The organism is Vreelandella neptunia, from assembly GCF_022489065.1.
GTDB classification, from domain to species: Bacteria; Pseudomonadota; Gammaproteobacteria; order Pseudomonadales; family Halomonadaceae; genus Vreelandella; species Vreelandella neptunia_A.
Map to the genome: position 1 here is coordinate 574,793 of NZ_JAKVTW010000001.1, position 12,618 is coordinate 587,410.

The following is a 12,618-nucleotide window of genomic DNA, read 5'->3' on the forward strand; positions in this document are numbered from 1 at the left end:
TTGCCGCTATGAGTCGCGTTGGCCCGGCGCTTCTTCATTAATCGGGATGGCGGGGAGCGGACGCTCGCCCACTTCCAGCGTCATTTCCATACGCTCACCGCTACGTACAATGGTGAGTGGTAGCGATGTGCCGGGCGGTATCGAAGCGATTTCACTCATTGCTGAGCGGGCATCCAGTATGGGCTCCCCTTTGACGGCGAGAAGGACATCGCCTGGCTCAAGCCCCGCTTGTGCCGCCGGCCCCCCGCTGACGACGCCTGCAACAATGACGCCCTGTGGTGTTTGTAACCCAAAAGAGGCCGCGAGTTCTCGCGATAGCGCCTGTGCCTCAATGCCAAGCCAACCACGAATCACCCGTCCTTGGGTCACCAGTTCATCTAAGATGCTGTGCGCAAGGTTGGCAGGAATCGCGAAGCCAATGCCTTGTGAGCCTCCTGAGCGCGAGAAAATAGCGGTATTAATACCCACCATGGCGCCTTCTGGGTTGACCAGTGCCCCACCTGAATTGCCTGGGTTGATAGCAGCATCTGTTTGAATAAAATCTTCATAAGCGTTGAGCCCTAAGTGATTGCGCCCCGTCGCGCTAATTATGCCCATGGTGACAGTCTGTCCAACCCCGAAGGGGTTGCCAATAGCGAGCGCCACATCGCCGACCGCTACATCGGCAGAGTCCGTCAGCTCAATCACAGGCAGGTCGTCCAGGTCGATTCGCAGCACGGCCAAATCACTTTCAGGATCAGTGCCAATCACTTCGGCAATGGTTTCTCGTCCGTCGCGAAGAGCAACCTGAATTTCATCAGCGCCATTGATGACATGATGGTTGGTCAATACGTAGCCATCTTCACTCACGATAACGCCAGAGCCCAGGCTGGAGAGCATTCGCTGGTGTGTTGTGGCATCGTCCCCCTGGCTATCAAAAAATTGCTGGAAAAAAGGGTCTGACATCAGCGGGTGCTGATCACGTTCGACAATACGTGAAGAGTAAATGTTAACCACCGCAGGCGCTGCTTGCTCAACTGCCTGTGCGTAACTCACAGGGCCCTCGTTGCGAGATAGAGGCGCCGCCTGATGAATTTCTGGCGCGGGTCGGTTTGGGCTGGGTTCCACCACGGCAGGCGTCGTAGAGATAACTGGGGCAGGGGTTTGAGTAGACTGAGGGCTTTGAGGAGCTTGTGGCGATGAGTCACGAAACGGATTAGGTAGCTGCTCGGGAAGCGCAAAGAGGATCACTACAGCGAGCAACACGCCAGTAATAACGGGCCAAAGGTAAGGCAGCACAAAGCGTCGCATGCAATAAATTCCTTAACGGGTCAGTCTCACTGTTCGCGATAAAAAGCAGTGAGTTTTACAATGGTTGAATGGTAACACTTTCTTAGCAAGTTCCTCACGGGTGCAGTTAAATCAATAAAAGGATGCAATATGATTCATCGTGACCAATTAGTGGCGGCCTGTGATCATCAGTTACGTGCTGCCCAGTTTAAAGATTATACGATTAATGGTTTGCAGATTGCGGGGAGTGATCACGTTAAACGCATCATGACGGGCGTCACTGCCTGTCAGGCGCTATTGGATGAAGCTGTTGCTTGGCAGGCAGACATGGTGCTGGTGCATCACGGCTACTTTTGGAAAAACGAGCCAGTGGCGATTACCGGTATGAAGCAGCGGCGGATTAAAACGCTGCTTGATCATGACATCAGTCTATTAGCGTATCACCTGCCGCTGGATGCTCATGCTGAGATGGGCAATAACGCGGAGTTAGCCCGTCGCCTTGGGTGGAAAGTCGAGGGGTGTATTGACGGAGAGCTGGGAGAGGGGCTTTTGTGGTCAGGCCGTTTGCCTCAGCCATGTTCAGCCAGCGCGCTGGCGGCACAAATAACCCATGCGCTGCAGCGAGAACCGCTGGTGATAGAAGCTCCGCAAGTGGGTGACATTGAACGCATTGCTTGGTGCACCGGTGGGGCGCAAGACATGATAACCGACGCCTTCGATGCGGGCGCACAGGCATTCGTTTCAGGTGAGATATCAGAGCGAACCACTCACTTGGCACGAGAAATGGGGATTCACTATATCGCTGCTGGGCACCATGCCACAGAGCGCTATGGAATTCAGGCGCTCGGCGAGTGGTTAAGCGATGAGTACGACGTCGAACACCGCTTTGTGGATATCGATAATCCTGCTTAATACATTAACCGCCCCAACATATCTTTGATAAGGATCGGGGCGGCTTAGTGTCGCTTGCTCACTCAGTAGCGCGGTGGTTGGGGTGTGGCGGCCTCATTGCTTTTCAAGCCAAAATCCTCAGACAGTGTGCCGCCTTTACCGTCAGCGTAGTCACGCGGTGTCGCTGGCGCCGCTGGATCATCCTGCGCCTGCTGTGTTGTCTCGTTAATGCCAGATAGATCCAGGCTGGGCTGGATAGCGGCATCGCGAATATTCCACTCCGCCGCATCCTCTTTTAGCTGAAGTTCTAGCTGGTTTGCTTCATCGCGAATATTGCCTAGCCGTTGATAAATTCCGGTCAAGTGGCTGCCCACGCTGCTCTTCATCTCGGCAATTTGATGTTCGCGTTCGAGTAGCTTTTGACGCATGGAAGCAGCCTCGCGCTGGCTTTTGCTGAATAGACGATAGCAGCCTAATCCAACGATCAAACCGACGATAAAGCCGATAATGGCAATGGTTAATGGTGAGCTTGCGTCCACAGTGTTCTCCCTGGCGCCTTGAATAAACAGTTAGGCTGCATCGGCTGGCAGCTTAAGAATCAAACAGGCTGCCATTATAGTCGTCAGTCAGCCGGTTGGGTCAATCCACTCATGCGCTTAGGCGTCTCTGCGGGTATAATCGCAGCCTTCTTAAGGTGGCCAGTGGTTGTGCTGGTTGCTGCCTTACATGTTGTGGGAGGCGATTGCATGTCATCAACATCTGCGGATAGGGCAATGCCCAAAACACGCCCAGCATCGCCCATTGAGCGCTATCGCGAAGACTTGGAGCGTGAAGATTTTCAATATGATGCGGCGCAGGAGTCGGCAGTAAAGCATTTGCAGCGGCTTTATGATGAGCTTGTGGCTGCACCAACTACCGTTCCCAAGACAGTGGTTGCCAATAAAGGGTTGAAGGCCAAAATGGCCGGCTTGATAGGGAAGAAATCCTCTTCGACTGATAAGCCTGCCTTGCCTCCAGTGAAGGGACTCTATTTCTGGGGTGGAGTAGGGCGGGGTAAAACCTACTTAGTTGACAACTTTTACGAATCACTTCCTTTTCCAGATAAAATGCGTACCCATTTTCATCGTTTTATGCAGCGTGTTCATAACGAGTTGACACACTACAAGGGTGAAAAAAATCCGCTGACGTTGATTGCCGGTAAGTTTGCTACCGAGGCCCGAGTGATTTGCTTTGATGAGTTTTTCGTCAAAGACATTACCGATGCAATGATTCTTGCCAACCTGCTTGAAGCCCTTTTTGAGCGTGGAGTAGTGCTGGTGGCGACGTCGAACATCGTGCCTGATGATCTTTATAAAGAGGGCCTGCAGCGCGCGCGCTTCCTGCCTGCCATCGAATTGGTTAATCGTCATTGTGAAGTAGTCAACGTCGACTCTGGCGTTGATTACCGACTAAGGGCACTGGAGCGTGCTGCTATTTTTCACTCGCCGTTGGATGAGGCGGCTGAGCATGAGCTTGCGCGTAGTTTTCGCGAGATCGCAGGTCATGAGGGTGAAATAGATGCCTCGCTCGAGGTCAATCACCGAGTGTTAAACGCGCGCCGTTTGCATGATGACATCGCCTGGTTTGAGTTTCTTGAGTTATGCGACGGGCCGCGCAGTCAAAATGACTATATTGAACTGGCTCGTGAGTTTCACACAGTGCTGGTCTCCAATGTGACTTGCATGGATGCCAAGAAAGATGACCAAGCGCGTCGCTTCATTAATATGGTGGATGAGTTTTATGATCGTGGCGTAAAGCTACTGATGTCAGCCGAAGTGCCAATTGAGCAACTTTATAGCAATGGCAAGCTGACATTTGAGTTCCAGCGTACGCTTTCACGCCTACAGGAGATGCAATCAATGGAGTACTTGGCATTGGCACATAAACCCTAGCGGGAGAAGAGCCTCTAGGCCAAGTAAAAAAGTCACGATACGGCTTAACTTGTGCCTGTCCTTACTGTAGAATGCCGCCTCGCTACATGTTGCTTGCGTAAGCTTGCAACCAAAAAGAATAGGGATGGTGCTTCGCCGTGAAACGGTGTAAGTCACCCAATACATTAAATCTGGTGATTTCATCCATGAAGACGTTCAGTGCTAAGCCGCAGTCCGTCCAGCGCGACTGGTATGTAGTCGACGCTAAGGACAAGACGCTCGGTCGTCTGGCAACCGAGATTGCTCGCCGCTTGCGTGGTAAGCATAAGCCCGAATTTACACCTCACGTTGATACCGGCGACTACATCGTCGTCATCAATGCAGAGAAAGTCCATGTGACCGGCAACAAGGCGAAGGCTAAAACCTACTACCGTCACACTGGTTACCCGGGCGGTCTGCGCTCTATGACGTTCGACAAAATGCTTGATCATGCGCCTGAGCGCATCATTGAGTCTGCCGTTAAAGGCATGTTGCCGAAAGGTCCTTTGGGTCGCGCCATGTACACTAAGTTGAAAGTGTACGCCGGTGCCGAGCATCCGCATGCTGCCCAACAGCCGCTTGAACTGAACATCTGAGGAAATCTTCGCCATGACACAGCAGTATTACGGTACCGGGCGCCGCAAGACTTCCACCGCTCGCGTGTTTATGAAGCCAGGCTCTGGCAAAATTACCGTCAACAGCCAAGACCTGGACCTTTACTTTGGTCGCGTTACTGGTCGTATGGTTGTTCGTCAGCCGCTTGAGTTGACTGAAACGCTGAACCAGTTTGACATTTTTGTCACTGTTGCTGGCGGCGGTGGTTCCTCTCAAGCAGGCGCCATTCGTCACGGTATTACACGTGCCCTGATGAACTACAACGAAGATCTGCGTCCTTCGCTACGTGCCGCTGGTTACGTAACGCGTGATGCACGTCAAGTTGAACGTAAGAAAGTCGGCCTACGCAAAGCGCGTCGTCGTCCGCAGTTCTCTAAGCGTTAATTCTTTACGCTATGCTGCAAAACGCCCGGGTCATCGACCTGGGCGTTTTTTATTGAAATATCAAAAAATTATATTGCTCGTACCACTATGGTCACGGGCGGTTGTTCTTGTGCATAGCGCTTTGTTTTTTTACCATAGAGCGTATTTGATATTTATCGCCGCAAGACGCCTTTGCGGCGAAGCGGGTAAGCTGATGGGAGAAACCTGAAATGGCAGATAACGGCGTAAACAAAGGCCGACGCCGTTTCCTCGTAGGCGCCACCTCCGTTGTGGGTGCGGTAGGTGCTGTCGGGGTTGCGGTCCCCTTTGTGGCTTCTTGGCAGCCTAGTGCCAGGGCAAGAGCGGCGGGTGCTCCCGTTCAAGCAGATATATCGAGACTTGAGCCAGGGCAACGTATGACCGTTGAGTGGCGTGGTCGTCCTATATGGATTATCAACCGTACACCGGAGATGATTGAGCGCACTGAAGCGCTTAGCGGTGACCAGTTGGCTGATCCTGATTCGGAAGTGCCACAACAGCCCACGTACATCGATGGTGGGTTACGGTCGATTCGACCTGAAATTGGCGTGTTGATTGGTATCTGTACGCACTTAGGTTGCTCGCCACTGTTTCGGCCTGAGCCTGATGCAGAGGGCGTGGGTGTCGATAACTGGCCGGGTGGTTTCTTCTGTCCTTGTCACGGCTCTCGCTTTGACTTAGCTGGTCGCGTGTTCAGTAATGTTCCTGCGCCGACTAACCTTGAGGTTCCACCCTACCGCTTTGAGAATGACGATATCATTGTCATCGGCGAAGATGAGGAGAGTGCCTAATGGGTAATCCGAATAAAGCCAAAGCGGAAAAGGGCATCATGCGGTGGGTAGATGATCGCTTTCCTGCGACTCAAATGTGGCAAGAGCATCTCTCCAAATACTACGCACCGAAAAACTTCAATTTTTGGTACTTTTTTGGCTCATTAGCGTTGCTGGCGCTGGTTAACCAAATCCTGACCGGGGTTTGGCTGACGATGAGCTTTAATCCCTCTGCTGAAGGTGCATTCGATTCCGTCGAATACATCATGCGTGATGTGGAGTGGGGCTGGTTGATTCGCTATATGCACACCACCGGCGCCTCTGCCTTCTTCCTCGTTGTCTATCTGCATATGTTCCGTGGTCTTTTATACGGTTCTTACAAAGCCCCCCGCGAGCTAGTGTGGGTCTTTGGCATGACTATTTATTTAGTCCTGATGGCAGAAGCCTTCATGGGTTACCTGCTGCCTTGGGGGCAAATGTCCTATTGGGGTGCGCAGGTCATCATTTCGCTGTTCTCTGCCATTCCCGCGATCGGCCCTGATTTGGCGCAGTGGGTGCGTGGTGACTTCCTGATCTCCGGTATCACCCTCAACCGTTTCTTTGCGCTCCATGTGGTGGCTCTGCCGATTGTTATCCTGGCGCTTGTTGTACTGCATATCATTGCTCTGCATGAAGTGGGGTCTAACAATCCAGACGGTATTGATATTAAGCAGAAGAAGGATGAGGCCGGTGTTCCGTTGGACGGGATTCCTTTCCATCCCTACTACACGGTTAAAGACCTTGTTGGCGTATCAGTGTTCCTGTTCGTTTTCTGTGTGGTGGTGTTCTACTTCCCAGAAGGCGGTGGTTACTTCATTGAGCGACCTAACTTTGATCAGGCGAACCCGCTCCAAACCCCTGACCATATCGCACCCGTTTGGTACATGACGCCGTTCTACGCCATTCTCCGCGCCATTACCTTCTCGGTGTTTGGCCTAGACGCTAAATTCTTGGGCGTTATATTTATGGGCGCGGCGATTGCAATACTGTTTGTTCTGCCCTGGCTGGATCGCAGTCCGGTACGCTCTATGCGCTACAAAGGCTGGATGTCAAAAGTGATGTTGCTGCTGTTTGCCATCAGCTTCGTTATTCTCGGTGTTTTGGGTGTATTACCATCAACCACAGGGCGAACCATTCTGGCGCAAGCATGCACCGTAATTTACTTCGCCTTCTTCGTCTTGATGCCTATATACACCAAGCTTGAGAAGACTAAACCCGTTCCGGAAAGGGTGACTGGCTAATGAAAAAGCATCTATTTGGACTCCTTTTCGCTTTAGTGCCAGTGACTGCGATGGCTGCAGGAGGCGCAAGTGTGCCTCATTCGATGGATCCTGATCTTCACGATCAAGCCTCGCTGCAAAACGGCATGAAGCTTTATGTGAACTACTGCATGGGCTGCCATTCACTTCAGTACCAGCGCTTTGCTCGTGCGGCTGACGATCTGGGAATGCCTCAGGATCTGGTTGAAGAGAATCTGATTTTCTCACCGGATTTGGCCTACAACGACCAAATGCATAATGCTATGGACAGTGGCGACGCAGAGGGCTGGTTTGGCGCGCCGCCACCGGATCTATCGCTTAAAACACGTGTGCGTGGAACCGATTGGATTTACTCCTATCTGCTCGGTTTTTATAAGGATCCCAGCCGTCCAACCGGCGTCAACAACACGGTATTTGATCTGGTAGCAATGCCTAACGTGTTGGAGCCTCTGCAGGGCGTGCAAGAGCTGGTATGTGCTGAAACGGATCATCCGGTAGAGGGCCAAGAGCCGGATGCATTGTCGGGTAAGTATCAGTCTTGTGACGTGCTGCAGGTCACAGAGCCGGGTGAGCTTGAGCCTGCTGAGTTTGAGGAAGCGATGTATGACCTTACCAACTTCCTTGCTTATGTCGGTGAGCCTTCCAAGCTCCAGGCCCAGGCGTTAGCGCCTAAAGTGCTGATCTTTATTTTCATTTTTGGTGTGATTGCTTATCTGCTCAAGCGTGAGTACTGGCGAGATATCCACTAATTAGCAGTAGCTGATGGTCAGTAAGGCGCACGGCGTAAGCCGTGCGCCTTTTGCTTGTCAGCATGGCAATAAAAGCAAAGCAAGCTAGCTTCCCCTAAGGGTGGGCTGGCGTGTTATTATCCAAGATTGTTTTGATGTGAGGATGCTTTCATGGGTGTTGTGGCCAAGCGGTCGTCGATGATCTTTTACTCAGGTAGTGATGATCATTTCAGTCATCGTGTGCGCATTGTGCTGGCCGAGAAGGGGGTTGCCGTTGATATCGTCGATGTTCTCGACGAAAAACCACCGGAAGAGCTGGCAGACCTTAATCCGTACAACAGTGTGCCGACGCTGTTAGATCGTGACTTGGTGCTGTATGAGTCCAAGGTCATGATGGAGTATCTGGATGAGCGTTTCCCGCATCCTCCGTTGCTGCCTGTCTATCCTGTCGCGCGTGCGCAAAGCCGCCTATGGATGCACCGCATTGAGCGTGAGTGGTGCCCAATGGTCGATCAGATCCGCAGCGGTGGCAAAAAAGAGGCAGATAAAGCACGTAAAGAGCTGCGCGAAAGCTTAATTGGTATATCGCCGATTTTTGAAGATATGCCTTACTTTATGAGCGAAGAGTTCACGCTGGTAGATTGCTGTTTAGCGCCTGTATTGTGGCGTTTGCCGGACCTCAATATTGAGCTGCCAGAAAAGCAGGTCAAACCGTTGCTGGCATACATGTCACGTGTGTTCGAGCGTGAAGCGTTTAAGGCCTCTTTAAGTGAGCGTGAAAAAGAGATGCGCGCTTGAATTCATTCGGCTCCTTGGCGCTGGTTTAAGGCAGGGAGCCTTACTTGTAAGGAGGAGGGAGTCTAGATGAAATCGAGTCGGCCCTATCTCGCCCGAGCGCTCTATGAATGGCTGTTGGATAATGAGTTAACCCCTTATCTGGTCGTAGATGCGACTCTGCCAGGAGTAGAAGTGCCTCGCCAGTTTGTTCAGAATGGCCAGATTGTTTTGAACGTCGCACCCACCGCCGTGCGCGATCTATTTATGGAGAATCAGGCGATAGGTTTCAATGCACGCTTTGGTGGGCAGCCTATGCAAGTGATGATTCCTATTCCCGCACTGATTGCCATTTACGCGCGCGAAAACGGCACTGGCATGGTGTTTGGGCAGGAGCCCGAGCTGAATGATGCCGATGAATCCTTAAGCAATATTGAGGATGAAGATAAGGCTTTTACCAAGCCTGAGCTATCGATCACTGAGCCTGTCTCTGAAAAGAGTGGCGATGGCTCTAATGCTTCAAGCGATGACGCTGATAAAGAGGCTCAAGCGAAGAGCAAGGCGAAGAAGAAGCCAACCCTGCGAGTCGTTAAATAGTCCCAGGTGCTTTTACAAAAAAAGCCTCGCTCAAATGAGCGAGGCTTTTTAATGTCTAATACATCACGTTAGCGTGATTTTCAGTCGAGGTAATCAAATACTTTAACGATCCGCTGTACGCCGCCAACGGACGAGGCTGCATTGACAATGCGATCAGCCTCTTCGCGAGTGACGCGGCCCATCAAATATACGCTTGCGTTCTCAGTGGTTACTTTTAGCTTTGATGAGTCGATGCGGTCATTCGTTGCCAGGTGACTTACGACATTGGTGGTTAACCAAGTATCCGTTAGGCGCTGGCTGGCTGGAAGACGGGCGGCAATAGTCAGTTCGTTATGGACTTCACTAACGCCGCGCAGGTTCCCGGTCACTTCGCCTGCCATATTGCGAAGTTCTTCGCTAGGTACTTGTCCTACCAGTAGTACAACGCCATTATAGCTATGGGCACGAATGCGGGCATCGCCTAGTCGCGCGTCGGCGCGCTTTAGTGCGTCATCAACTTCACGCTCAATCGTTATATCGACGGCTTCAACGTCATCGCTACGTTGGGCATAGTTGGATTGATTTGAGGCGGAATTGTTGGCGCAGCCGGAGATGAAAATTACCGCGCAAAGCGCTGCGGCCATGAAGCCGCGAGAGGAGAGGCGTTGGGTCATTGGTAAGGCTCCTTGATACTAGCAGTTAAGCATTCAGTGAAAGGCATGTTTGTAATGGCATGTTTGTAAAGACTTCGTTTGTGGTGTTTTTATTAGGTATTTAAGCGCTTCCAAACAGCTGTTCGTCAATAAGATCGCATAAGCAGTGAATCACCAATAGGTGAACCTCTTGAATGCGGGCCGTCGAGGTGGCGGGAACGCGAATTTCGCAGTCATCTTGCCCTAACAGTGATGCCATATCGCCGCCATCGCGACCAGTGAGGGCGACGACGGTCATTTCTCGATCATGTGCTGCCTGAATGGCCTGCACAATATTGCCTGAATTGCCGCTGGTTGAAATAGCCAACAGCACATCACCAGGCTGGCCCAGAGCGCGAATCTGCTTGGAAAACACCTCATTATAGCTGTAGTCATTAGCGATTGAGGTGAGTGTTGAGGTGTCGGTAGTGAGTGCCAGAGCGGGGAGACTGGGGCGTTCACGCTCGAAGCGGTTGAGTAGTTCAGAAGAGAAGTGCTGGCTGTCACCTGCGCTGCCGCCATTGCCACAGGCAAGGATTTTCCCTTCGCTAACAAGGCACTGCACCATCATTTGGCTTGCCACTTCAATAAAGGGCGGAAGCACTTCGCTGGCATAGGTTTTAGTGTCGATGCTGGCGTTAAAGTGGCCAAGTATTCGTGATTGAAAGTCCATCAGGGCTTCCTGGTTGTAGAGTCAAAAGGCATCAAAAGCAGCTTTCACCCATTGAAAATCGAGATCGGGTGACTTGCCAGTAATCGCCAGGATATCAAAGCGGCATGGCGATGAAAGCCCGCCTCGGGCGATATATAGCCTTGCTGCACGCACCAATCGTTGCTGCTTCTGGTAGGTAATCGTTTCCAGCGGATGTCCATAGCGTGTCGTTGTGCGGTGTTTAACCTCGACAAAGACGAGAATATCGCCATCGCGCATTATCAAGTCAAGTTCGCCCCCTTTCACATGGTGGTTCTGAGTGACGAGGACGAGGCCCTGCTGGCACAGCCATTGAGCAGCGATCTGCTCAATGGCGGCACCGCGGGCGCGGGCGGTATGGGCGTTATTCGCCACTGTTGCCCAGGCCAGGGATTAAAATAGGCGATGGAACGCCGTTCTGGAATTTTGCCCAAGGCAGCTCACGGTAAATACGCCCATCGTCATTTAAATACAGCGTTCCGGTACTGCCATTCAAACCGTTGAGTTGGTTAAGGTCTGAGAAGCGAATGGCCAGTTCGTAAGCATCAACCCCCATTGCCATCAGGCGGAACATGGATGCATCAGATTCATCGCGCAGGCTCTGATAGGTTGCTGCAAAGGGCAGAGCTTCTTCACCGCCGACGGCGGCGTCCGGAATTTGCCAAGGAATATCCACAAACATCACGTCATTGAGGTCTTGATCGAGGCGCGTTTGCAGGCGCCCCTCATGTAAATGAGACGTGGCATAAATGGGTAGGTTGGGCGCGTAATAGTAATCCATGGTGGGCGGTACTTGGCGCGCATATTCCGGCAAGGCAAGCAGGAAAAGGGCGTCAATATTGTTCAAACGGGCGCGCTCGCCGCTGACGTTAAGAGCGGTTTGCACGGCATTGGACACCGAACTTTCAGGGTTGTAGCGGACAGCATTGGTGATTTCCCCCCCCTGGCCGTGCCACTCATTCCAAAAGGCTTCACCAACGCGGCGGCCCCAGCCGTTATCGGGCACCATCATGGACATCTGGCGGTGGCCATCTTGCCAGGCGCGGCGTGCGGCTTGGCGCGCTTCATCTTCGGCTGAGAGACCATACTGGAAAAGTCGCTGTGCCTGATTGCTATCGCCATTGCCATAATTGAGGGCAAGAGTGGGTAGGGGCACGCTATCGCGCTGCTCAAGCTGGGTGACTTGATCTTTGTCTAGCGGCCCGATAATGAGCTGAGCGTTCATCTGCTGGGCGCGATCATAAAGCTCGTCCAGCGAATAGCGCGAGGCGTCGAGGAAGTTTAATTCGACATTGCCACCTTTAACTTGATGGTGCTGACGCATCGCAGAGGCGATGGTGTTCGCCACGCTGCTGAGCGGGCCTGATTCAGGCAGGGCAACCACTATACGGCGTATGTCCTGGCCTTCAAGTTCAGGCAGAGCAACACTCACCGCACCGCTGGGTTGATCGAGCGCTCCGCGGGCCCAGCTCTGACGCTCAGCAAGCGTTTGTTGCTGGTTCGCTTGCATCGGTAGTTCGTCGTCTAATACTTGAGTTGCACGGAGCACGGCCCGGGGCTCATTTAACGCTCGGCCCAGTTCGGAGAACAGTAGCGCCCAGCGCACGCGATCTGGCTCTGATAAGAGACTCTCATCAATGCCATCTGCGGTCTCAAAGGCTCTTTCGCGCTCACCTTGTTGAGCCATAATATTGGCTGCTTCCAAGCGCGTTTTGGCTGCTTGTTCTGGTGCTTGTTGCTCCGCTTGGCTGAGTAGCTGACCTGGGTCTTCAGCAGGCACACGGTCTACCACGCTTGGCGACTGCATCGCACAGCCTGCAACGAGAAATGCCACAAGGGTGGCGGCGAGTAAGCCACGTAATGACTGTTTCATGTATCCTTCCTTAAGTTTCCATTTGCGCCGTCGCTGCCTGCCAGCGATTGCCGAGGCCACTGCACAAGCATAGCGCACCGGTAGAGCAAG

15 protein-coding genes are annotated in these 12,618 nt (G+C 52.5%); 9 read left to right on the plus strand and 6 right to left on the minus strand.

All coding sequences use genetic code 11. From position 1 onward, the window contains the following. Positions 1-6: 6 nt before the first annotated feature. Positions 7-1,290, minus strand: coding sequence for a Do family serine endopeptidase (locus MLE19_RS02580; RefSeq protein WP_240716510.1), 1,284 nt, complete (start codon positions 1,288-1,290; stop codon positions 7-9). 129 nt (positions 1,291-1,419) lie between these two features. Here MLE19_RS02580 and MLE19_RS02585 point away from each other — a divergent pair, with 129 nt between their 5' ends. Next, a complete protein-coding gene (locus tag MLE19_RS02585) occupies positions 1,420-2,181 on the plus strand; it encodes a Nif3-like dinuclear metal center hexameric protein (protein WP_240716511.1) in 762 nt (253 codons plus the stop codon). A gap of 62 nt (positions 2,182-2,243) precedes the next feature. Here the strand turns inward: MLE19_RS02585 and MLE19_RS02590 are convergent, their stop codons facing one another. Then, positions 2,244-2,699, minus strand: a complete 456-nt coding sequence (locus tag MLE19_RS02590) for a YhcB family protein (protein WP_240716512.1) — start codon at positions 2,697-2,699, stop codon at positions 2,244-2,246. 207 nt (positions 2,700-2,906) lie between these two features. Here MLE19_RS02590 and zapE point away from each other — a divergent pair, with 207 nt between their 5' ends. From zapE to MLE19_RS02630, 8 genes are all read left to right on the plus strand, one after another. Further along, on the plus strand, positions 2,907-4,091 hold the full coding sequence (gene zapE / locus MLE19_RS02595) for a cell division protein ZapE (protein WP_240716513.1): 1,185 nt from the start codon (positions 2,907-2,909) through the stop codon (positions 4,089-4,091). A gap of 185 nt (positions 4,092-4,276) precedes the next feature. After that, on the plus strand, positions 4,277-4,705 hold the full coding sequence (rplM, locus tag MLE19_RS02600; protein ID WP_035566296.1) for a 50S ribosomal protein L13: 429 nt from the start codon (positions 4,277-4,279) through the stop codon (positions 4,703-4,705). 13 nt (positions 4,706-4,718) lie between these two features. After that, positions 4,719-5,108 (plus strand): 30S ribosomal protein S9, encoded by a 390-nt coding sequence (gene rpsI / locus MLE19_RS02605; protein ID WP_035578392.1) that lies wholly within the window; start codon positions 4,719-4,721, stop codon positions 5,106-5,108. Between the two features lie 209 nt (positions 5,109-5,317). Next, entirely contained in the window at positions 5,318-5,917 is a 600-nt protein-coding gene (gene petA / locus MLE19_RS02610) for a ubiquinol-cytochrome c reductase iron-sulfur subunit (protein WP_240716514.1), read from the plus strand. Beyond that, the gene (locus tag MLE19_RS02615; RefSeq protein ID WP_240716515.1) at positions 5,917-7,176 is read left to right on the plus strand and encodes a cytochrome b; all 1,260 of its coding nucleotides are present in this window, start codon (positions 5,917-5,919) and stop codon (positions 7,174-7,176) included. The genes petA and MLE19_RS02615 overlap by 1 nt, the downstream gene beginning before the upstream one ends. Continuing rightward, positions 7,176-7,943, plus strand: a complete 768-nt coding sequence (locus tag MLE19_RS02620) for a cytochrome c1 (RefSeq protein WP_240716516.1) — start codon at positions 7,176-7,178, stop codon at positions 7,941-7,943. Before MLE19_RS02615 ends, MLE19_RS02620 begins: the two co-directional genes overlap by 1 nt. 150 nt (positions 7,944-8,093) lie before the next feature. Next, on the plus strand, positions 8,094-8,720 hold the full coding sequence (gene sspA / locus MLE19_RS02625) for a stringent starvation protein SspA (RefSeq protein WP_240716517.1): 627 nt from the start codon (positions 8,094-8,096) through the stop codon (positions 8,718-8,720). A gap of 66 nt (positions 8,721-8,786) precedes the next feature. After that, positions 8,787-9,293 (plus strand): ClpXP protease specificity-enhancing factor, encoded by a 507-nt coding sequence (locus MLE19_RS02630; RefSeq protein WP_240716518.1) that lies wholly within the window; start codon positions 8,787-8,789, stop codon positions 9,291-9,293. An 80-nt stretch (positions 9,294-9,373) separates the two neighbouring features. Here MLE19_RS02630 and MLE19_RS02635 read toward each other — a convergent pair whose 3' ends face one another. The 4 genes from MLE19_RS02635 to MLE19_RS02650 all read right to left on the minus strand — a co-directional run bounded on the left by MLE19_RS02635 (position 9,374) and on the right by MLE19_RS02650 (position 12,528). Next, positions 9,374-9,946: a BON domain-containing protein gene (locus MLE19_RS02635; RefSeq protein ID WP_240716519.1), complete on the minus strand. Its 573-nt coding sequence runs from the start codon at positions 9,944-9,946 to the stop codon at positions 9,374-9,376. Positions 9,947-10,046: 100 nt separating this feature from the next. Then, a complete protein-coding gene (locus tag MLE19_RS02640; protein ID WP_071692837.1) occupies positions 10,047-10,637 on the minus strand; it encodes a phosphoheptose isomerase in 591 nt (196 codons plus the stop codon). 21 nt (positions 10,638-10,658) lie between these two features. Then, positions 10,659-11,030: a YraN family protein gene (locus MLE19_RS02645; protein WP_240716520.1), complete on the minus strand. Its 372-nt coding sequence runs from the start codon at positions 11,028-11,030 to the stop codon at positions 10,659-10,661. After that, positions 11,020-12,528: a penicillin-binding protein activator gene (locus MLE19_RS02650; protein ID WP_240716521.1), complete on the minus strand. Its 1,509-nt coding sequence runs from the start codon at positions 12,526-12,528 to the stop codon at positions 11,020-11,022. The genes MLE19_RS02645 and MLE19_RS02650 overlap by 11 nt, the downstream gene beginning before the upstream one ends. Positions 12,529-12,618: the final 90 nt, after the last annotated feature.